The sequence below is a fragment of the Micromonospora sp. NBRC 107095 genome (assembly GCF_030269705.1).
GTDB classification, from domain to species: Bacteria; Actinomycetota; Actinomycetes; order Mycobacteriales; family Micromonosporaceae; genus Micromonospora; species Micromonospora parva.
The window spans coordinates 949,525-969,543 of the sequence record NZ_BSTU01000001.1 but is presented as its reverse complement, the minus strand read 5'-3'; the positions used below and the strand labels follow the sequence as shown (position 1 = coordinate 969,543).

The window sequence follows — 20,019 nt, the reverse complement described above, 5'->3', positions numbered from 1 at the left end:
TCAGCCGACCTTCCGGACGACCAGCCGTACGCCCGGACTGGTCGGCTGTTTCCGCTGCACCGTGGTCACGCCCACCGAGTAGTCCCGTGGACCCACCTGGACGACCACACATCCGCGCAGCACGGCAAGCTCACTCAACCGCTGTTGCCAGAGGTCCTTGTTCGCCCGCGCCGGGGTGAGCGAGATCCGGCTGCCGGCGGGGACCTGCTCGACGAACTGCTGCCAGAGCGTCTCCAGGTCCACCTGGTGCTGAAGGGCGGGAAGGTCGTGTTCCCGGTCGGTCATGAAGGCGACGCCACGGCCGGTGGCCTGGACCGCGCCCTGGACGGTCAGCAGGAGGCAGCCCACACCGACGAGCGCCACGACGACCCGGGCGATCGTGGTCGGGTCCCGGCGCTTCGTGCTGGTCATCGGTCAGCGAGGGTCTTGGCGGGGATGCCGCCGGGACGACGTCGGGCCCGTTCCCGGCCCAGGATCCACAACGCCTCGATGCCGTCCCGCCAGGTGATCTTCTTGCCCTCCGCGCGGCCCCGCGCCCGATAGGTGATCGGTACGTCGTAGGGGCGAATCTGCCGGCGCAGCAGTTTGCCGGTCACCTCGGCCTCCATGCCGAACCCGCGGGACCGGATGTTCAGCGACCGGAACAGTTCCACCGGCATCAGTTTGAAGCACGTCTCCACATCGCCGATGTAGGAATTGAAAAGAATGTTCGCCGCCGTGGTGACGCCCCGGTTGCCGACCACGTACCAGAAGCTGTAGGCACTGTGGCTGCCGAAGGTGCGGTTGCCGTAGACGACCGTCGCCTGCCCCTCCAGCACGGGCGCCAACAACTGAGGAATGTCCTGGGGGTCGTACTCCAGGTCGGCGTCCAGGATCACCATGTACTCGCCCCGGGCGTTGTCCACGGCGGTCCGGATCGCCGCGCCCTTACCCGCGTTGCGCGGGTGGGTCACGACCCGCAGCCGCGCGTCATCCATCCCGCCGAGGATCTCCGCGGTCTCGTCAGTACTGCCGTCGTCGACCACCACGATCTCGATCTCGCACGGGTACTGCACGGCGAGGGCCTGCTTCAGGGCCTCCGCGACGCGTTCCGCTTCGTTGTAGACCGGCATCAAGATCGACAGTTGCACGAGAGTCTCCCCGGGAACAGCACCGGACGGCGGATGAAGGGCGGCGGGCCACCAGCGGCCAGTGAAACAAAAGCGCCACACGTTCGCTGGCCCGCTCTCGCTGAGCAACGTCAGCACGGCGCCGGAGCACCCTACCGCGCGCCACCGGAGATCGACCGCCCCCGGTCTCAACCCTTGACGGCTCCCGAGGTCAGCCCGGAGACGATGTACCGCTGGAGAAACTGGAAGACCAGCACCGTCGGGATCGCGGTGAGCAGGGTGCCGGCCGCGAAAATGCCGAAGTTGTTGTTGCGCTCGTTGCCCTGCAACAGGCCGTGCATCCCCACCGCCAGGGTCTTGGAGTCGCTACTGGTGAGGAGGACGTTGGCCATCAGGAACTCGTTGATGGTGCCGATGAAGGCCAACAGCCCGGCCACCGCCAGGATCGGCGCCACCAGCGGCAGCATGATCCGGAAGAAGACCTGGGCGTGCGACGCACCGTCCATGGTCGCCGACTCGTCCAACTCCCGGGGCAACGTGTCGAAGAAACCCTTCATCAGCCAGGTGTTCACCCCGAGCGCACCACCCAGGTAGAGCAGCAGCAGACCCCACGGAGTGTTGAAACCGATCGACGGCCACAGGTCGGTGATCGTGCCGAAGATCAGGTAGATCGCCACGATCGCCAGGAACTGCGGGAACATCTGCACCAGGAGCAGCGAGAGCAGCCCCACCCGGCGGCCGCGGAACCGCATCCGGGAGAAGGCGTACGCGGCGAGCGCGGAGAGGAACACCGACGCGAACGCCGCCACCCCAGCGATCAGCAACGAGTTGAGGAACCACCGCCCGAAAGCGGTCCGCTCGAACAACCCACCGACATTGTCCAGCGACACCCCGCCGGTCGGCACCAACTCGGTGGTGGACAACGTACCGAGTGGGTTGAGTGCCGCGGACACCACGAACACGATCGGGAACAGGCTGAACGACACGGCGAGCAGGGCGACCAGGTGCCGCCAGCCGACCTGGGCGAACCAGCGGCCACGCCGCCGGCCGCCCTGGTTGAGGTTGAGGGTTGTCACGCGTACACCTCTTCCTGTTTGCGGGTCCGCCGGAAGCCGACCGCGGAGACCACCGCGACGATGGCGAAGATGAACACCGAGATGCCGGCGGCGAAGCCGAGCTGCGCCCCCTGGCCGCCGAAGGCGAGCCGATAGGTGTACGTGATCAGCAGGTCGGTGGCGCCGTTCGTCGGGTTGTCGGCGGGGAAGGGCGCACCGTCGGTGGTCAGGTAGATCGCGTTGAAGTTGTTGAAGTTGAACGCGAACGACGAGATCAGCAGCGGCGAGAGCGCTACCAGCAACAGCGGCAGGGTGACCGCGCGGAAGGACTGCCAGGGTGAGGCCCCGTCGACCGAGGTGGCCTCGGTCAGCTCGCGCGGGATGGCCTGCAACGCACCGGTGGCCACCAGGAACATGTACGGGTACCCGAGCCAGAGCTGCACCAGGATGACCGCGAAGCGGGCCGTCCACGCCTGACCGAACCAGTCCACGTCCAGCCCGAACAGGTTGTTGATCAGTCCGAAGTCGGCGTTGAACATGTCCCGCCAGGCCAGCAGCATCGCGAACGACGGCATGGCGTACGGCAGAACCAGCAGCACCCGGTAGAGATTGGTGCCGCGCATCCGGGCCGAGTGCAGCACGACCGCGATCAGCATGCCGAGCAGGAACGTCCCACCGGTGGAGCCGATGGCGAAGGCGAAGTTCCAGATCAGGGTGCTGAGGAAGGGGCCGGAGACGTTCTTGTCGGTGAGCACGCGGGTGAAGTTGGTCAGCCCGGTGTTGACCTTCCAGCCCTGGGCCAGCCGCTCACCGTCGGCGGCGACGAAGGCACCCACCTCGGCGTCGGCGGTCCAGGTCCGCCCGGTCTCGGCCTCCCGGACGCAGTCGCAGGCGGTGTCGTACGCCCGCACCGCCTTGCCCTCGTACGCGCGGGACAGGCCGCTGGAGCGCAGCGCGCCACCGGGCGTGGGCACCACCAGGTCGGTGATCTCCTTGCTGCGGGAGCTGGCCTGGCCGATGTTCAGCACGGTGTACCCGGCGGCGGCGGTGACCCTCCCGCCGGTGGCGACCGTGACGTCGGCGCTGTCGAGTCGGCGCAGCCCGTCACTGTCGCCGACGGAGACCGCGCCGGTGCCCGGGTCGGTGACGAGGAAGACCAGCGCACCGGTGGCCGGGTCGCCGGTGGTGGCGATCGACAGGGCGTACTCGGCGGATCCGGGTACCTGGGTGACCGACGAGGACTCGATGGCGACGATCGCGTCGCCCTTGCTGCCCCGGTGCCCGTCCCCGAAGTTGGTGAAGGCGGTGCTGGCGGTGTAGAGCACCGGGAAGACCTGGAAGGCGATCAGGAACAGGGTTCCCGGGACCAGGTACTTGGCGGGGACGTGCCGACGGGTGAGGTACAGGTAGAACAGCCCGGCGGTGGACGCCACCAGCAGCGCCAGGCCGACCCACATCTCGGCGGCGACGAGCGGGAACGCCGCCCAGACGGCGACACCGGCGGTCAGGCCGAGCAGGAGCACCTTGCCGGCGAGCCCGGTCAGGGTGATCGGCGCGTGGTCACGCGTGGCACGGGAGCGCGGGGGTGGGGAGCCGGCGGGCTCCCGGCCCGGGGCCTGCGTGGCAGACCCCGGGCCGAACAGCGGCGTACTCATTACTTGATCTGGCCGGAGATCGTCTTGCCGGCGGCGGTGATGGTGCTGGTCGGGTCCGCCCCACCGATGACGGCGGCCTCGGCCTTGCCGAACGGGTCCCAGATCGCGGCCATCGCCGGGATGGCCGGGAGCACCTGTCCGTTTCTGCCCGCCTCCTGGAACTTGGCCAGGTCCGCGTCGGCGCCCTTGACCTGGTCGAGGGCGGCGGTCAACGCCGGCGGCCGGGGCTCGGCGTTGTACAGCGCGACGGCCAGCTCGGGCGTGGTGGTGTAGTTGGCCACGAACTCCTGGGCCAGCGCCTTGTTGTTGCCCTTGGCGGCGACGTAGAACGCCTGCACGCCCACGAACGGCTGGGCTTCCTTGCCGCCGGCGAAGCCGGGGATCGCCGAGATGTCGTACGAGATGCCGGCCTTCTTGACGTCGGCCACGGCCCACGGTCCGGAGACCAGGTAGGCGCACTTCTTGCCGGTGAAGGTGGCGATCGAGTTGGTGTCCGCGATGGAGCGCTTGAGCACACCCGCGCCCTTCTCGCCGAGCGCGCCGATCTTCTTGAAGGCCTCGATGGACTCGGGCTTGCCCACGCCCAGGTCCTTCGGGTCGTAGTCACCGTTGGCGGCGGTGCCGAAGAGGTAACCGCCGGCCGAGCTGTAGAGCGGGTAGATGTGGTAGGCGTCGCCGTTCTGGCCGACCTGGAGGCAGAGCGTCTCGGTGACCTTCTTCGACGCCGTGAGCTGCCTGCCCTTGGCGACCAGGTCCTCAATGGTCTTCGGCGCCTCGGGGGCCAGCTCGGTGTTGCGGATCAGCGCCAGGTTCTCCTGCGCGTACGGCACGCCGTAGAGCTGGCCGTTGAAGGTGACCGCCTTGACGGCTGTCGCGTTGAAGGCACTCTTCTGGTCGGCGGCGAGCTGCACCGGGTCGATGGTGCCGTTCTGCACCAGGTTGCCGATCCAGTCGTGTGCGCCGACCACGACGTCCGGCCCGCTGCCCTGCTGGGACGCGGTGACGAAGTTGGTCTGCAGGTCCTTGCTGACGGCCTGGACCTCGACGGTGACACCGTTCTCCTGGCCGAACTTCTCGGCGAACGGCTTGAGGGCGGCGGTCCGCTTGTCGTCCGCCCAGATGACCATCTTGCCGCCGGCGGCCTTGGGGGTGTCCTTCGCGGCCGGCTCGCCGCTGTCGCCACCGCAGCCCGAGGCGGCGAGCGCCAGGGCGAAGAGGGCGACCACACCCGCGGTACGGATGCGCATCGGTGCTCCTGTCGTCATGGCGGGTCCGCCGGGGAAGGGCGGCCGGCCAGTGGAAAGTCTGGAATTTCTTGCCAACCGACGCATGATGTTGCGCCGCTGCTTGCGCATGTTGCGGGGACGTTAGCAAGACGTTGCAGATTATGGAAGGGCTTGCAAAGCACTCCGCAAGAACTTGCCGGTGGGCTAAAGTGCCGCCATGCGCGCTCGACTGTCCGACATCGCCCAGCAGGCCGAAGTCAGCGAGGCCACGGTGTCGCGGGTGCTCAACGACCGCCCCGGCGTGGCAGCGGAGACCCGCCAGGCCGTCCTCACCGCCCTTGACGTGCTCGGATACGAGCGCCCGGCCCGGCTGCGTAAGCGCAGCGCCGGCCTGGTCGGCCTGGTGGTGCCGGAGCTGGACAATCCGATCTTCCCCGCATTCGCCCAGGTCATCGAGTCCACCCTGGCGCAGAGCGGGTTCACCCCGGTGCTCTGCACCCAGACCGCCGGCGGGGTGACCGAGGACGAGTACGTGGAGATGCTGCTGGACCGGCAGGTCTCCGGGATCGTCTTCGTCTCCGGCCTGCACGCCGACACCGCCGCCAACCACGACCGCTACCGGGCGCTGCTCGCCCGGCCGTTGCCGGTCGTGATGATCAACGGGTACGTGCCCGGCATCGGCGCACCCTTCGTCTCCTGCGACGACCGGGAGGCGGCCGAACTCGCCGTCGCCCACCTGGTCGCGCTCGGGCATCGTCGGATCGGCCTGATCACCGGCCCGGACCGGTTCGTCCCGGTGCAGCGCAAGGTCGCCGGCTGGCGATCCGCGATGACCCGGCTGGCCGGCGTCGCCGAAGCCGACCTGGGCCCACTGGCCGAGCTGTCACTGTTCGGAGTGGAGGGTGGCGAGGCGGCGGCCGGGCGACTGCTGGACCGCGGCGTCACCGGTGTGGTCTGCGGCTCCGACCTGATGGCGCTCGGCGCGGTCCGGGCCGCCCGCCAACGCGGCCTCAACGTGCCCGACGGCCTCTCCGTGGTGGGTTACGACGACTCACCGCTGATGGCCTTCACCGATCCGCCACTGACCACCATGCGGCAGCCGGTCACCGCGATGGCGGTGGCCGCCGTCCGGGCACTGGTGGACGAGATCAATGGGCACGGCGCCCCGCATTCGGAGTACCTGTTCCGCCCGGAACTGGTGGTCCGCGGCTCGACGGCTGTCGCACCGAGTTCCGCGCGCCTCTCTTACGCAAGATCTGCTTGACTCTTGCAGCGGCCGGCCGGCATATTGCTCGAATGATCAGCGCCGCCACCCCACCGCCCGCCACCGACGACTGGTGGCGTTCCGCGGTCGTCTACCAGGTGTACGTCCGCAGCTTCGCCGACAGCGACGGCGACGGCATCGGCGACCTCCAGGGCGTCCGGCAGCGCCTGCCGTACCTGCGCGACCTCGGGGTGGACGCGCTCTGGCTGACCCCCTTCTACACCTCGCCCATGATCGACGGCGGGTACGACGTGGCCGACTACCGCGACGTCGATCCGATGTTCGGCACCCTCGACGACTTCGACGCGATGATCGCCGACGCGCACGCCCACGGCCTGCGGATCATCGTCGACCTGGTGCCCAACCACACCTCCAGCGCGCACCAGTGGTTCACCGCCGCGCTCGCCGCCGGCCCCGGCTCACCGGAGCGGGCCCGCTACCTCTTCGCCGACGGCCGGGGCGCGCACGGCGAGCTGCCCCCGAACGACTGGGAGAGCATCTTCGGCGGCCCCGCCTGGACGCGGATCGCCGACGGCCAGTGGTACCTGCACCTGTTCGACCCGTCGCAGCCCGACCTGAACTGGCGCCACCCGGAGGTCCGCGCCGAGTTCGAGGACGTGCTGCGGTTCTGGCTGGACCGGGGCGTGGACGGATTCCGCATCGACGTGGCGCACGGCATGATCAAGGCGGAAGGGCTGCCGGACGTCGGCTTCAGCTCGATGACCACCGGCCAGCGTCAGGTCGAACTGCTCGGCAAGGGCCGGTTGCCGTACTTCGACCAGGACGAGGTGCACGAGATCTACCGCGCCTGGCGGCCCATCCTGGACAGCTACCCGGGCGGCCGGATGGCGGTCGCCGAGGCGTGGGCCGAGACGCCGCAGCGGCTGGCCCGCTACATCGGCCCGGACGAGCTGCACCAGGCGTTCAGCTTCGACTTCCTCGACGCCACCTGGTCGGCCGACTCGTTCCGCAAGGTGATCGACACCGCGTTGGCCGAGGCGACAGTGGTCGGGGCGCCGACCACCTGGGTGTTGTCCAACCACGACAAGCAGCGGCACGTCACCCGCTACGGCGACGGCCCCGAAGGATTGCGCCGAGCCCGCGCCGCCAGCCTGCTGATGCTCGCCCTGCCCGGCTGCGCCTACCTCTACCAGGGCGAGGAGCTGGGCCTGCCGGAGGTCCTCGACCTCCCCGACGAACTACGCCAGGACCCGGCGTTCCTGCGCACCGGCGAGAGCCGGGACGGCTGCCGGGTGCCCATCCCGTGGAGCGGCGAGTTGACCCCGTACGGCTTCGGGCCCGCCGGCAGCGAGCTGAGCTGGCTACCCGCCCCGGCCCTCTGGCAGACGCTCTCCGTCGCCGCGCAGACCGGCGTGCCCGGCTCCACCCTGGAGCTGTACCGGGCGGCACTGCGGATCCGGCACGACCACCCCGCGCTCGCCCTCGACGCCGACGGGGTCACCTGGCGGGAGAGCGAACCGGGCGTGCTGGCCTTCTCCCGCACCGCCGGCACAACCGTGCTGACCTGCGTGGTCAACCTCAGCGGCGCACCGGTCCTGATCCACGGGTACGGCCAGCCGCTCGTCGCCAGCGACGGGCTCACCGAGCAGGGCACCGGTCATCTGCTGCCAATTGACGCGGCAGTCTGGTTGGAACAGCGCTGAACGGGTAACTCGTTCCCGACCTGGTCGTTCGTCGTGCCCCGCGCCGGCGGGCGACTGGGCTACCGACCCCTTGTGGTGGGGGGTGAGGTGCCACCGGCGCCGCGCGGAGTCCGCTCCGCGTGGCGCCGGTGTCCGTAGGCGGCCGGTGGTGTGACCCGCGCTGGTCGCGGGTACGGCATAGGGAACCGTCGTTACGGAGGTGACCCATGGTGGTACGGATCGCCCAGTGCACGCTCGACGTCGAGGACCTGGACGTGATGGTCGCGTTCTGGTCGGCGGCCCTCGGCTACGAGGTCGAGCGGGGCGACGACGGCAGCGCCAAGCTCTGGCCGCCCGGGCCGTCATCCGCCGCAGCGCCCACCGTGTGGTTGCAGGGCTCGGGCACCGCCAAGCGGGGCAAGAACCGGCTGCACCTCGACCTGGTCGCGCACGCGGACCCCCAGGCCGAGGTACGGCGGCTGCTGAGCCTCGGCGCACGGCACGTCGACGTCGGTCAGACCGGGGCCGAACAGTTCACGGTGCTCGCCGATCCGGAGGGCAACGAGTTCTGCGTGCTGGACCGCGCGCCGACCCGCTGACCTCTCACTTCGCGGTGAGCAACGCCGCGATCCGGGTGAAGCCGGCGCGCACCTCGGCCTCGTCCGGCGGTTCGGCGGGCTCACCGTGACCCGCCTCGTCGGCTGCCGCGTCCAACTCCTCGTCGATCATGTCCTCGAAGTCCCCGTACAGGTCGGCCCCCTCCGCCTGCCGGGCCTCGTCCTCGGCGGCGACCTGTGCGGCGGCGATCTCACCGCGGATCTCGTCGGCGGACAGCGCCGGGAGCAACGGCTCCACCACGGCCACCAACTGTTCCTCGGCCACCACCGCCTCGGCCAGGGCCAACGCGTGGGGGCGCTCGTACGGCCCGCAGACCACCGGCTCCCACTCGTCGCGATCACCGAGCGGACCGAAGGTGATGATCCACGGCAGGCCGAGCAGCGGTGAGTCCGCCGGCAGGTCGAGTGTCATGAGTGCGCCCACCGGCTCATCATGGTCCGCGAACGCGAGCGCCGATGCAGTTCTCCGCCGTTGTCGCCCGTCCGGCGCTCGTCGGGCGGTCCTCCGGCGCTCCTTCGGCGCTCGACGGCGTTCGTTCGGCGGCCGTTTCGGCCGGCCGGTCAGCCGGGACGGACAGCGTCCAGAGCGGCGCGGACCAGGGCGAGCGCCGTGGCCGGCGGCACACCGAGCCGAGCCGCCTCCGCCGCGTAGCCGGCCGCCGCCCGCTGCAGACGGTCGACGGCGTCGTCCCGCCCCGGCGCGACGAAGGTGCCGTTGCGTCCCCGGGTCTCCAGCAGCCCGGCCGCCTCCAACTCCCGGTAGGCGCGGGCCACCGTGTTCGCTGCCAACCGCAGGTCAGCGGCGAGCTGCCGGACGGTCGGCAGTCGAGTGCCGACCGGCAACCGGCCGTCGCCGATCAGCTCGGCGAGCTGCACCCGCACCTGCTCGTACGGTGGCACCGACGAGTCCGCGTCGACCGAGATCAGCACCTGCCCGCCTTCCGTCATCAGCCCGCCCCGCCCGGCGTACCGGGGTCGATGCCCTCGTCGACATCCTTCGGCGGCGCCGGGGTCTCCGCGAGATCCACGACCCGACCGGTGGTGCTGGTCGCGAGGAGCGCCGCGCCGAACAGCACCAACTGGTTGAGCAGGTAGAGATAGAGCAGCAGACCGACGGCACCGGCCACCACGGTGTACGCCGGATTCCGCTCGGTCCGCACCACGTAGTATCGCCCGACCGTGTTCAGCAGGGTGATACCGATCGCCACCAGCAACACCACCGGGCGCAGCCGGGAGCGGCTCATCCGCAGCCGGGGCACGGCGAGCAGCAACGCGGTGGCGAGCACGGTGTTGACCAGCACGCTGAGGACCGCGCTGATCGTGGTCAGACCGACCGAGCCGGTGCTGCGGAGCAGGAAACGCAGCAGCGACTCCAACGCGTCCACCGCCGCGACCGACAGGCCGAGCAGCACGAAGACGCCGATCATCACGCCCAGGTCGACGAGCCGCCGCACCACCAGGTTGCCCGGTTGCTGGTTGAGCCGGTACATCAGCCGCTGCGAGGACCGGATGGCCTCCACCCAGCCGATCCCGGTGAAGACCAGGATGACCAGGCCGACCACACCGACGGTGCCGCTGGAGTTGGCGATCTGCTCGGCGTCCAGGAACGGCAGATTCTCCTTGAGGAAGTCGGCCGCCGCCGCGCTGACCTCGTCGTTGTCCTCCAGGATCGCGCCGAAGACGGAGAACGCGACCAGGGCGAGGGCGAACACCGCGAAGAAGCCGTAGTAGGCGATGGCGGCGGCCAACCGACCGGCCAGCACCTCGCCGTACAGCACGCCGGCCCGCCACACGTGGTCGAAGAGGCTCGACCGGTGGCGCGCGCCGCTCACCCAGCGGTCGATGCCCGCCTCGATCCGGCCGATCACGTTCACGCGATCATCCTCGCCGATCTCCCACCGCTGTAGTGGCAACCAGCTTCCCGTGCTCGCCGGCCGGCGCGTCGCCGCGCTCCAGTCGCCGCGCGTCAGCCGCCGAGGCAGAAGTCCCGGCGTGGCTGCCACCTGGCCTGCTCGTTGTGCGAGAAGAGGGTGAACGCGCCGACCTCGAACACCGCGGAGAAGTCGGCGAGATCCTCGTACACCTTGTCCAGGGCCTCCGGTGCCACGTCCTGAGCCACTGTGACGTGCGGATGGTACGGGAACCGGAGTTCCCGGTGCAGGCCGGGCGTCGCGGCGATGGCCGCGGCCAGCAACTCGCACTCGCTGATCCCGGCGGCCACCGCGACGAACACCACCTGGGTGACCGGACGGAACGTGCCGGTGCCCCGCAGGTGCAGCGTGAACGGCAGGTGCGCGGCAGCGACGGCGGCCAGGTGCCGCTCGACCGCAGGCAGGTTGGCCGTGCGGATCTCGGTGGGACCGAGCAGCGTCACGTGCGCGGGCACCGCCAGCGGATCGCCGGCCTCGATCCGTCGACGGGTGAGCTGGGCACCCCACGGCTCGGGGATGTCCACCGCGATGCCGATCTGGATGGTGTCGCCGGTCGGCCGCACCCCGCCACTGCGATCCACGCTTCGCGCCGCCCCTCCGACCACCGACCCGTCCACCTGTACCGCGGACCTACTCGCCGCGCACGGGCGGGAAGAACCCCACCCGCTCGTACGCGGACCGCAGGGTCGCCGCGGCCACCGCACGGGCCTTCTCCGCGCCGGCCGCGAGCAGCTTGTCCAACTGCGCCGGATCGTCGAGATAGGTGCGGGTGCGCTCCTGGATCGGCCGGACGAAGTCCGTCACGACCTCGGCCAGTTCCTTCTTCAGATCGCCGTAGCCGCGGCCCGCGAACGCGGCCACCAACTCGTCGATGCTGCGGCCGCTGAGCGCCGAGTGGATGGTCAACAGGTTGGACACACCCGGCTTGGTCTCGGCGTCGAAGACGATCTCCCGGCCGGTGTCGGTCACCGCCGAACGGATCTTCTTCGCGGACCGGGCCGGATCTTCGAGCAGGTCGATGATGCCGGCCGGCGAGGACGACGACTTCGACATCTTCGCCGTCGGGTCCTGCAGATCGGTGATCTTGGCAGTGTCCTTGACGATGTGTGGCGCGGGCACCGTGAACGTGGCGCCGAACAGCGAGTTGAACCGCTGGGCCAGATCCCGGGAGAGCTCCAGGTGCTGGCGCTGGTCCTCGCCGACCGGAACCGCGTTTGCCTGGTAGAGCAGGATGTCGGCGGCCTGGAGGACCGGATAGGTGAACAGCCCGACGCTGGCCCGCTCGTTACCCTGCTTCTGCGACTTGTCCTTGAACTGGGTCATCCGGCTGGCCTCGCCGAAGCCGGTGATGCAGCCGAGCACCCAGGCCAGCTGCGGGTGCTCGGGCACCTGCGACTGGACGAACAGGGTGCTGCGTTCCGGGTCCAGCCCGACCGCGAAGAGCTGGGCCGCGGCCACCCGGGTCCGCTGGCGCAGCAGCGCCGGGTCGTGCCCCGCGGTGATGGCGTGCAGGTCCACCACGCAGTAGAACGCGTCGTGGGTGTCCTGCAGGGCTACCCAGTGCCGCACCGCGCCCAGATAGTTGCCGAGGTGGAACGAGTCGGCTGTCGGCTGGATGCCGGAGAAGACGCGGGGCCGGGCGGGAACGTCGGACATGGCGATAATTCTGTCAGCAAGCAACCCGGTCCGTCATGACGGGCCGGCGGGTCGGCTCCGGCCCGCCGATGCCGGGGTGCTGACCTCGCGTGCTTCGCCCGCGCCAACCCGGTGCGTCGACCCGAGGGTGACCCGGCGGTGCTGCCCCGCGACCGCCTCCCCGGCCGACTCCGGGCTGCCCGCCGAGGCCGGTGGAGCGTCGTACTCGCGGCGCGGCTCGGTGCCGCGCGCGGCAGAGACGGCGAGTTGGGCCACCCGGCGGCCGTCCAGCGTGAGCACCCGCAGCAGCCAGCCGGCCGGCAACTCCGCCGGATCGGGCGCACCGACGTCGGCGGGCTCAGCGGGCACCGGCACCTCGTCGCCGGTCAGCGGAAGCCGACCCAGCGCGGCCATCACGAACCCGCCCACCGTCTCGTACGGACCGGCGGGTAGCGCCACCCCGGTCCGCTCGGCGAAGTCAGCGAGGTTGAGGCGACCGTCCACCACGGCGGGCAGGCCAGCGTGCACCGGGTCCGGGGCGGCGTCGTACTCGTCGTGGATCTCACCGACCAGCTCCTCGATGAGGTCCTCCAGGGTGACGATCCCGGCCGTGCCGCCGTACTCGTCGACCACCACCGCGAGGTGCTGGCCCTCCCGGCGCATCTCGGTCAGCGCGGCGAGCACCCGTTTGCTGCCGGGGAGCCGCTTCACCTCCCGGGCCAGCTCGCCGACGGTGAGGCACGGGTCGCCGTCCGGGCGCAGCAGCACGTCCCGGAGGTGCACGAAGCCGATCACGTCGTCGTGGGTGGCGTCGGTGACCGGGTAGCGGGTGTGTGTTTCGGCGCGGACCAGTCGGGCGGCTTCGCCGATGGTCAGCCGCGCCGGCAGGAAGACCACCTCGGTGCGCGGCATCATCACCTCGCGGATCAGACTGGCACCGGCCACCAGGACCTCGTCGATGATTCGTCGCTCGTCCGGGTCGAGCACCGTGTTCGCCGCGACCAGGTCCCGCAGATCGGCCTCCGAGATGTGCTCCCGGCCAGCCGTCGGACCGGTCCCGAGCAGGTCGGTGACGAGTCGGGTGGCACCGTCCGCCGCGCGGACCAGCACCCGGGCGACGGCCCGGGCGAGCGGACCGGGGTCGCGGCGGGGATGTGCCCGCGCGCGTCGCCGGAGCCCGGTACGGGCCACTTCCCGCATGACAGAGATGGTAGACACCGTGGGCCCGCCGCACAGGACATCGGACGGAGCGGCCACAGATGTTCGGCTCTGTTTAATCGTGAAAGATTATGATGGAATGGGTTGCCGGTGGTGTCGGCGAGGATGCCGGCCACCGCCCTAGTGTCATCACCCAAAGGGCCACGTCCCGGGCGGGCCAGGCAGGAGGCAACGACGTGAAACTGCTCGTCACCGGGGGCGCCGGCTTCATCGGGAGCGTGGTGACCCGGATGCTGCTCGACGCGGGCCACCAGGTGGTCATCCTGGACGACCTACGTACCGGCCACCGCGAAGCCCTCGCCCCGGACGCCACCCACGTCGAGGCGTCCATCCACGACGCCGCCCGCGTCATCACCGCCGACGCCGGCTTCGACGGGGTGCTGCACTTCGCCGCCCTCATCGCCGCCGGCGAGTCGATGATCAAGCCGGAGTTGTACTGGCGGAACAACACCGTCGGCACGCTCGCCCTGATCGACGCCGTCCGGGCGGCCGGAGTGCCCCGGATGGTCTTCTCCTCCACCGCCGCCGTCTACGGCAACCCCACCGAGCTGCCCATCACCGAAAACGCGGTGAAGGCGCCCACCAACACGTACGGCGCCACCAAACTCGCCGTCGACATGGCACTCACCTCCGAGGCGATCGCGCACGGGCTGGCCGCCGTGTCACTGCGCTACTTCAACGTGGCCGGCGCCCACCTCGACGGCGACATCGCGCTCGGCGAGCGGCACGACCCGGAGACCCACCTGATCCCGATCGCGCTGGACGTCGCCGCCGGCCGGCGGGAGAAACTCCAGCTCTTCGGGGACGACTACCCCACCGTCGACGGCACCTGCGTCCGCGACTACATCCACGTCGCCGACCTGGCCCGCGCGCACCTGCTGGCGCTGGACGCGGCCACCAGCGGCCAGCACCGGATCTACAACCTGGGCAACGGCAACGGCTTCACCAACCGCCAGGTCGTCGACGTGGTCCGCGAGGTCACCGGTCACCACCTGCCCGTCGAGGTCGCCCCACGCCGCGAGGGCGACCCGGCCGAGTTGGTCGCGTCGTCCACGCTCGCCCGCCAGGAGCTGGGCTGGGTGCCACAGAAGCCGACCCTGCACGACATGGTCGGGGATGCCTGGGCGTTCTACCGCACGCACATCCTGGGGCAACCGTGAGCGCGAGGAGTGAGCCGCTTTTGCGAGCCCCGCAGTCGCGAGCAAGGAGGCAACCGTGAGCGCGAGGAGTGAGCCGCTTTTGCGAGCCCCGCAGTCGCGAGCAAGGAGGCAACCGTGAGCGCGAGGAGTGAGCCGGGTCTGCGAGCCCTGCAGTCGCGAACGAAGGGGGAATCCGTGACCCACCCGGCCGATGATGTCGCCGAGCGGGCTGCGGCCGGCTTCTCCGCACAGTTCGGCGGCCAGGCATCCGGGCGCTGGGCGGCCCCGGGCCGGGTCAACCTGATCGGCGAGCACACCGACTACAACGAAGGCTTCGTGCTGCCGTTCGCCCTGCCGATGCGCACCGTCGTGGCGGCCGATCGGCAGGACGGGGAGCACTGGACGGTCTGGTCGGAGCTCTCCGGCGAGACGATCACCTTCGGCGCGGACGACGTCGCCGAGCCGGGCCGGGTCACCGGCTGGGGCGCGTACGTCGCGGGTGTGGTCTGGGCGCTGCGCGAGGCGGGTCATCCCGTGCCGGGCGCCCGGCTGGCGATCGCTTCCGACGTGCCGCTGGGTTCCGGGCTCTCCTCCTCGGCCGCACTGGAGTCAGCCGTACTGGCTGCCCTGCTCGACCTCGGCGGGCTGGAGCTGGCCCCGGAACTGCAACCCCGGCTGGCACAGCGGGCGGAGAACGTCTACGTGGGTGCGCCGACCGGCATCATGGACCAGTCGGCGGCGATCCGTTGCCGGGCCGGGCACGCCCTCTTCCTCGACTGCCGCGACGAGTCGGTCGAGCACATCCCGTTCGACCTGGACGCTGCCGGCCTCGCCGTGCTGGTCATCGACAGTCGGGCACCGCACCGCCACGCCGACGGGGAGTACGCGGCCCGCCGTCGTTCCTGCGAGGCCGGAGCCAGCGCGCTCGGGGTTGCCGCGCTGCGGGATGTGGGCATCGACCAGCTCGACGCCGCGTTGGCTCAGCTCGACGACGAGGAGACCCGGCGTCGGGTCCGACACGTGGTCACCGAGGACCAGCGCGTACTGGACACCGTGGCGCTACTGCGTGCCGCCCGGGTCCGCGACATCGGCCCACTGCTGACGGCCTCCCACGTCTCGATGCGCGACGACTTCGAGATCACCGTGCCGGAGATCGACACCGCCGTCGAGGCGGCGTTGGCAGCCGGCGCGCTGGGCGCCCGGATGACCGGGGGCGGCTTCGGCGGGTGCGTGCTCGCGCTGATCGAAGCCGACCGTGCCGACGAGGTCGCCGCCGCCGTGACCGACGCGTACGCGGCGAAGGGTTTCACCGCCCCCACCACCGTGACGGTCCTCCCCTCCCCCGGCGCCACCCGCCTCCCCTGACCCCCACACCCCAGACTGATCAAGAAGTTCGCGTCACTGTCAGCCCGCATTCTGACGCAAACTTCTTGATCACCGGGCGGGGCCGGGGTGGGGCGGCCGGAGGGATGGAGATCGTGCTTGTTCAGGGAAGTAGTGGCCTCACCCGCTGGGCGAGGCCACTACTTCATGAATCGAGCGCGATCTTGGCGCAGGTGCGCGGGTGGGTGTTCAGGGTGCCGTTGGTGGGGTGGGGTTAGCTGGTTTCGACGATCATGCCGGCGCCTACCGTGCGGTTGGTCGCCTCGTCGATGATGACGAAGCCGCCGGTGGTGCGGTTGCGGCGGTACTCGTCGGCCAGCAGCGGCACGGTCGTGCGCAGCCGCACCCGGCCGATCTCGTTGAGCCGCAGCTCGTCGGCCGACTCGTCGCGGTGCAGCGAGTTGATGTCCAGCCGGTAGTGCAGCCCGCGCACGATCGCCCGAGCCGACCGGGTGGTGTGCTTGATCGCGTACCGGCCTCCGACCCGCAGGGGGGCCGTCTCGTCCATCCAGCAGACCATTGCCTCGATGTCCTGGGCCACCGCCGGCGCGTTGTTCGGCCGGCAGATCAGGTCACCCCGGGAGATGTCGATCTCGTCGGCCAGTCGTACCGTGACCGACATCGGTGGGAACGCCTCCGCGACCGGCCCGTCGGCGGTCTCCACGGCGGCGATCCGGCTGGTGAAGCCGGAGGGCAGCACCATCACCTCGTCACCCGGCTTCAGCACCCCGGAGGCGACCTGACCGGCGTAGCCGCGGTAGTCGGTGACGGTGGTGGACTGCGGACGGATCACGTACTGCACCGGGAACCGGACGTCGACCAGGTTGCGGTCGCTCGCGATGTGCACCCGCTCCAGGTGGTGCAGCAGCGAGGGGCCCTCGTACCACTGCATGTTCTCCGACCGGGACACGATGTTGTCGCCCCGCAGCGCGGAGACCGGCACCACCGTCAGGTCGGGTACGTCGAGCTTCGCCGCGAACGCGGTGAACTCGTCGGCGATCCGCTCGTAGACCTCCTGCGACCAGTCGACCAGGTCCATCTTGTTGACGCAGAGGACCAGGTGCGGCACCCGCAGCAGGGAGCAGAGGAACGCGTGCCGGCGGGACTGCTCGACGAGGCCCTTGCGCGCGTCCACCAGGATCAACGCCAGATCCGCCGTCGATGCTCCGGTGACCATGTTGCGCGTGTACTGGATGTGGCCGGGGGTGTCGGCGATGATGAACTTGCGCCGGGGGGTGGCGAAGTAGCGGTACGCCACGTCGATGGTGATGCCCTGCTCCCGCTCGGCACGCAGGCCGTCGGTGAGCAACGCCAGGTTGGTGTATTCGTCGCCGCGGGCCGCGCTGACCGCCTCCACGGCCGCCAGCTGGTCGGTGAAGAGCGACTTGGTGTCATAGAGCAGCCGCCCGATCAGGGTCGACTTCCCGTCGTCGACGCTGCCGGCGGTGGCGAATCGCAGCAGGTCCATCGGCCGCGCTTCGGGCGCGGTCTCGGTGCCGGCGGCCGGGGCCATGATCTCGGTGCTCATCAGAAGTAGCCCTCCCGCTTGCGGTCCTCCATGGCGGCCTCACTGACCCGGTCGTCACCACGGGTGGCGCCGCGCTCGGTGATCCGGGTGGCTGCCACCTCCTCGATGACCTTCTCCACGGTGTCCGCATCGGAGCGGACCGCAGCGGTGCAGGAGGCGTCACCGACGGTGCGGTAGCGCACCTGGGCCTTGAACCGCTCCTCACCCGCGCGGGGGCGGAAGAACTCGTTGACGGCGTAGAACATGCCGTCCCGTTCGACCACCTCGCGCTCGTGCGCGTAGTAGATCGACGGCAGCGGGATGCGTTCCCGTGCGATGTAGTGCCAGACGTCCAGCTCGGTCCAGTTGGACAGTGGGAAGACCCGGATCGACTCGCCTGGGTGGTGCCGGCCGTTGTACAGCGACCACAGCTCCGGCCGCTGGTTCTTCGGGTCCCACTGACCGAACTCGTCGCGGAAGCTGAACACCCGCTCCTTCGCCCGGGCCTTCTCCTCGTCCCGGCGGGCGCCACCGAACAGCGCGTCGAAGCGGTGCTTCTCCACCGCGTCCAGCAGCACCGGCGTCTGGATCCGGTTGCGCATGCCGTCAGCGGACTCCCGGACCATGCCGCTGGCCAGGGCCTCCGGCACGCTCGCCACGACGAGTTGCAACCCCAGCTCGGCGACCCGCTGGTCGCGGTATTCCAGGACCTCGGGGAAGTTGTGCCCGGTGTCGACGTGCATGACCGGGAAGGGGACGTTGGCGGGGGCGAACGCCTTCTGTGCCAGCCGCAGCATGACGATCGAGTCCTTGCCACCGGAGAAGAGCAGCACCGGCCGTTCCATCTCGGCGACCACCTCGCGCATCACGAAGATGCTCTCCGCTTCGAGGGCATCCAGGTGGGAGACCTGGTACGCCGCGGGGGTGGTCATGACACCGGCTCGATTCGCTCGCTCATCCGATTTCCAGACCTTTCCGGTCGGGCATGTCAAGAAAGTGCGCTCAGGCTACCCGGAATGTTTCTGCAGCGCTGCAAGCAACCGGGCGGCGAGATCCTTGCGACAGACCAGAAGGTCGGGCAGTCGCGGATCCGCCTCGTTGTATTTCAGCGCAGAACCGTCGATCCGGGAAGCGTGCAGTCCGGTGGCCGTCGCCACAGCGACCGGGGCCGCCGAGTCCCACTCGTACTGCCCACCTGCATGGATGTACGCGTCCACTTCGCCGGTGACCACCGCGGCGATTTTCGCTCCGGCCGAACCCATCGGCACCAGGTGGGCGCCGACGTCCTCGGCCAGGTCGGTCAGGAAGACCGGCGGCCGGCTGCGACTCGCCGCCAAGCGGATCTTCCGCTCGCCGGCAGTCGCCGCCTCCACTGTCATCGGCGGGTACGCCGGCGGGTAGTCGGTGCCCAGCACCCGGTGCTGCGCCGGCAACCCCACCGCCCCGGCGATCAGCCCGTGCGGACTCGGCGCGTTGCGTGCCCAGAGCGCCACGTGCACCGCCCAGTCCGAGCGGCCCTCCTCGGAGAACTCCCGGGTGCCGTCCAACGGGTCGACGATCCACACCCGGTCCGCGGTCAACCGCGACACCGCCCCGGTGTTCACCTCCGCGGCCCAGGCCAACCGGGACCCCTCGTCCTCCTCGGAGAGCACCGCGTCACCCGGACGCCACTTCGCCAACTCCGTGCGGATCAGGTCGTGCGACACCTTGTCCCCGGCCGACTTCAGCGCGCCGGTGTCGGCGAAACCCATCTCGGTGCGCAGGTCGAGCAGCGCCTGCCCGGCCCGGGACGCCAACCATCGGGCGAACGCGCCATCGATCATCGGAGGACTGCTCATCTGCCCGCTCCCGTCGCCTCGCCGCGCTGCCCGCACGGGCCGATCCGCCGCGACTCGCGTCGCCGGTCGCGGCACGCCGAAAGGCGCAGACTACCGGGCCGTCGTTTCCGAGTCGGTACGCCCCGCCCGGCTCAACTGCCGTGGTAGAGGTTCTGCGTCGGCTCCACGCCCTTGGTGATCACCGACTCCACCACGTCGGCGGCCCGGTCCACCAGGAAATCCAGCTCCTTGCGTTCTGCCGTGCCGAAATCCGACAGCACATAATCCGCCGGGTCCTGCCGCCCCGGCGGTCGACCGACGCCGAACCGCACCCGGGCGTAGTCCTTCGTCCCCAGGGACTTCGACATCGAGCGCAGGCCGTTGTGCCCGCCCTCACCGCCGCCGAACTTGACCCGCACCTGACCGAACCCGATGTCGAGCTCGTCGTGCACCGCGATCACCTGCGCCGTCGGCACCTTGTAGAACTGCGCCAGCGCCGCGACCGGCCCACCGGAGAGGTTCATGTACGTCAGTGGCTTGACCAGCACCAGCTTCGGCCCACCGAACCCCAGCCGCGCCTCGGCCACCTCGGCCACCGCCCGCTTGTGCCGACCGAACCGGGCACCCACCCGACCGGCCAGCAGTTCGGCCACCATGAACCCGACGTTGTGCCGGTTCCCGGCGTACTCCCGACCGGGGTTGCCCAGGCCGACCACCAGCCACGGCCCCGCCTCGTCCGTCACGACCCGTCCCTTCCGACGCCCAACGCAGCGACTCCCGATATGCCGACAGGCGCCCCCGAACATCCGGGGACGCCTGT

The 20,019-nt window shown here is 70.3% G+C and carries 19 protein-coding genes and 1 pseudogene; 5 read left to right on the top strand and 15 right to left on the bottom strand.

What is annotated here, in order from left to right:
- From QSK15_RS04650 to QSK15_RS04630, 5 genes are all read right to left on the bottom strand, one after another.
- A complete protein-coding gene (locus tag QSK15_RS04650; protein ID WP_285793039.1) occupies positions 1 to 411 on the bottom strand; it encodes a hypothetical protein in 411 nt (136 codons plus the stop codon).
- A complete protein-coding gene (locus tag QSK15_RS04645; RefSeq protein WP_285793038.1) occupies positions 408 to 1,130 on the bottom strand; it encodes a glycosyltransferase family 2 protein in 723 nt (240 codons plus the stop codon). Before QSK15_RS04645 ends, QSK15_RS04650 begins: the two co-directional genes overlap by 4 nt.
- A gap of 167 nt (positions 1,131 to 1,297) precedes the next feature.
- Complete coding sequence (locus QSK15_RS04640) at positions 1,298 to 2,185, bottom strand: sugar ABC transporter permease (protein WP_285793037.1); 888 nt, start codon at positions 2,183 to 2,185, stop codon at positions 1,298 to 1,300.
- Positions 2,182 to 3,819, bottom strand: coding sequence for an ABC transporter permease subunit (locus QSK15_RS04635; protein ID WP_285793036.1), 1,638 nt, complete (start codon positions 3,817 to 3,819; stop codon positions 2,182 to 2,184). Before QSK15_RS04635 ends, QSK15_RS04640 begins: the two co-directional genes overlap by 4 nt.
- A complete protein-coding gene (locus QSK15_RS04630; protein ID WP_285793035.1) occupies positions 3,819 to 5,066 on the bottom strand; it encodes a sugar ABC transporter substrate-binding protein in 1,248 nt (415 codons plus the stop codon). The genes QSK15_RS04635 and QSK15_RS04630 overlap by 1 nt, the downstream gene beginning before the upstream one ends.
- Before the next feature lie 196 nt (positions 5,067 to 5,262).
- Between QSK15_RS04630 and QSK15_RS04625 the strand changes: the two genes are divergently transcribed.
- The 3 genes from QSK15_RS04625 to QSK15_RS04615 all read left to right on the top strand — a co-directional run bounded on the left by QSK15_RS04625 (position 5,263) and on the right by QSK15_RS04615 (position 8,551).
- Entirely contained in the window at positions 5,263 to 6,309 is a 1,047-nt protein-coding gene (locus tag QSK15_RS04625; RefSeq protein ID WP_030329071.1) for a LacI family DNA-binding transcriptional regulator, read from the top strand.
- Between the two features lie 32 nt (positions 6,310 to 6,341).
- Positions 6,342 to 7,973 (top strand): glycoside hydrolase family 13 protein, encoded by a 1,632-nt coding sequence (locus QSK15_RS04620; RefSeq protein WP_285793034.1) that lies wholly within the window; start codon positions 6,342 to 6,344, stop codon positions 7,971 to 7,973.
- Positions 7,974 to 8,179: 206 nt separating this feature from the next.
- Positions 8,180 to 8,551: a VOC family protein gene (locus QSK15_RS04615; RefSeq protein WP_285793033.1), complete on the top strand. Its 372-nt coding sequence runs from the start codon at positions 8,180 to 8,182 to the stop codon at positions 8,549 to 8,551.
- A 4-nt stretch (positions 8,552 to 8,555) separates the two neighbouring features.
- On the opposite strand, the gene QSK15_RS04610 is transcribed toward QSK15_RS04615, so the two are convergent.
- From QSK15_RS04610 to QSK15_RS04585, 6 genes and pseudogenes are all read right to left on the bottom strand, one after another.
- On the bottom strand, positions 8,556 to 8,993 hold the full coding sequence (locus tag QSK15_RS04610) for a hypothetical protein (RefSeq protein WP_285793032.1): 438 nt from the start codon (positions 8,991 to 8,993) through the stop codon (positions 8,556 to 8,558).
- 137 nt (positions 8,994 to 9,130) lie between these two features.
- Complete coding sequence (locus QSK15_RS04605) at positions 9,131 to 9,517, bottom strand: GntR family transcriptional regulator (RefSeq protein ID WP_285793031.1); 387 nt, start codon at positions 9,515 to 9,517, stop codon at positions 9,131 to 9,133.
- On the bottom strand, positions 9,517 to 10,443 hold the full coding sequence (locus QSK15_RS04600; RefSeq protein ID WP_285793030.1) for a YihY/virulence factor BrkB family protein: 927 nt from the start codon (positions 10,441 to 10,443) through the stop codon (positions 9,517 to 9,519). Before QSK15_RS04600 ends, QSK15_RS04605 begins: the two co-directional genes overlap by 1 nt.
- A gap of 92 nt (positions 10,444 to 10,535) precedes the next feature.
- On the bottom strand, positions 10,536 to 11,105 hold the full coding sequence (locus QSK15_RS04595; RefSeq protein ID WP_285793029.1) for a 2'-5' RNA ligase family protein: 570 nt from the start codon (positions 11,103 to 11,105) through the stop codon (positions 10,536 to 10,538).
- Positions 11,106 to 11,130: 25 nt separating this feature from the next.
- Positions 11,131 to 12,156, bottom strand: a complete 1,026-nt coding sequence (gene trpS, locus QSK15_RS04590) for a tryptophan--tRNA ligase (protein WP_030329086.1) — start codon at positions 12,154 to 12,156, stop codon at positions 11,131 to 11,133.
- Positions 12,157 to 12,315: 159 nt separating this feature from the next.
- Positions 12,316 to 13,335, bottom strand: a pseudogene (locus tag QSK15_RS04585) (hemolysin family protein); the annotation flags it as partial.
- Positions 13,336 to 13,583: 248 nt separating this feature from the next.
- Between QSK15_RS04585 and galE the strand changes: the two are divergent.
- Positions 13,584 to 14,513, top strand: coding sequence for a UDP-glucose 4-epimerase GalE (galE, locus tag QSK15_RS04580; RefSeq protein ID WP_377619992.1), 930 nt, complete (start codon positions 13,584 to 13,586; stop codon positions 14,511 to 14,513).
- A 174-nt stretch (positions 14,514 to 14,687) separates the two neighbouring features.
- Positions 14,688 to 15,857, top strand: a complete 1,170-nt coding sequence (gene galK, locus QSK15_RS04575; RefSeq protein ID WP_285793027.1) for a galactokinase — start codon at positions 14,688 to 14,690, stop codon at positions 15,855 to 15,857.
- 232 nt (positions 15,858 to 16,089) lie between these two features.
- Here galK and QSK15_RS04570 read toward each other — a convergent pair whose 3' ends face one another.
- The 4 genes from QSK15_RS04570 to pth form a co-directional block, all read right to left on the bottom strand.
- Entirely contained in the window at positions 16,090 to 17,403 is a 1,314-nt protein-coding gene (locus QSK15_RS04570) for a sulfate adenylyltransferase subunit 1 (protein ID WP_285793026.1), read from the bottom strand.
- Positions 17,403 to 18,314 carry a sulfate adenylyltransferase subunit CysD gene (gene cysD, locus QSK15_RS04565; RefSeq protein ID WP_030329095.1) on the bottom strand — a complete coding sequence of 304 codons (912 nt, stop codon included), beginning with the start codon at positions 18,312 to 18,314 and terminating at the stop codon, positions 17,403 to 17,405. Before cysD ends, QSK15_RS04570 begins: the two co-directional genes overlap by 1 nt.
- A 75-nt stretch (positions 18,315 to 18,389) precedes the next feature.
- Positions 18,390 to 19,220 carry an inositol monophosphatase family protein gene (locus tag QSK15_RS04560; protein ID WP_285793025.1) on the bottom strand — a complete coding sequence of 277 codons (831 nt, stop codon included), beginning with the start codon at positions 19,218 to 19,220 and terminating at the stop codon, positions 18,390 to 18,392.
- A 131-nt stretch (positions 19,221 to 19,351) separates the two neighbouring features.
- Positions 19,352 to 19,942, bottom strand: coding sequence for an aminoacyl-tRNA hydrolase (pth, locus tag QSK15_RS04555; protein WP_285793024.1), 591 nt, complete (start codon positions 19,940 to 19,942; stop codon positions 19,352 to 19,354).
- Between the last annotated feature and the right edge of the window lie 77 nt (positions 19,943 to 20,019).

Coding starts and splice junctions, on each gene's coding strand:
- galE (WP_377619992.1), top strand. CDS start 13,584: ATGCTGCTCGACGCGGGCCACCAGGTGGTCATCCTGGACGACCTACGT.
- trpS (WP_030329086.1), bottom strand. CDS start 12,156: ATGTCCGACGTTCCCGCCCGGCCCCGCGTCTTCTCCGGCATCCAGCCG.
- QSK15_RS04630 (WP_285793035.1), bottom strand. CDS start 5,066: ATGCGCATCCGTACCGCGGGTGTGGTCGCCCTCTTCGCCCTGGCGCTC.
- QSK15_RS04605 (WP_285793031.1), bottom strand. CDS start 9,517: ATGACGGAAGGCGGGCAGGTGCTGATCTCGGTCGACGCGGACTCGTCG.
- QSK15_RS04625 (WP_030329071.1), top strand. CDS start 5,263: ATGCGCGCTCGACTGTCCGACATCGCCCAGCAGGCCGAAGTCAGCGAG.
- QSK15_RS04635 (WP_285793036.1), bottom strand. CDS start 3,819: ATGAGTACGCCGCTGTTCGGCCCGGGGTCTGCCACGCAGGCCCCGGGC.
- QSK15_RS04560 (WP_285793025.1), bottom strand. CDS start 19,220: ATGAGCAGTCCTCCGATGATCGATGGCGCGTTCGCCCGATGGTTGGCG.
- QSK15_RS04650 (WP_285793039.1), bottom strand. CDS start 411: ATGACCAGCACGAAGCGCCGGGACCCGACCACGATCGCCCGGGTCGTC.
- QSK15_RS04615 (WP_285793033.1), top strand. CDS start 8,180: ATGGTGGTACGGATCGCCCAGTGCACGCTCGACGTCGAGGACCTGGAC.
- cysD (WP_030329095.1), bottom strand. CDS start 18,314: ATGACCACCCCCGCGGCGTACCAGGTCTCCCACCTGGATGCCCTCGAA.
- QSK15_RS04570 (WP_285793026.1), bottom strand. CDS start 17,403: ATGAGCACCGAGATCATGGCCCCGGCCGCCGGCACCGAGACCGCGCCC.
- QSK15_RS04620 (WP_285793034.1), top strand. CDS start 6,342: ATGATCAGCGCCGCCACCCCACCGCCCGCCACCGACGACTGGTGGCGT.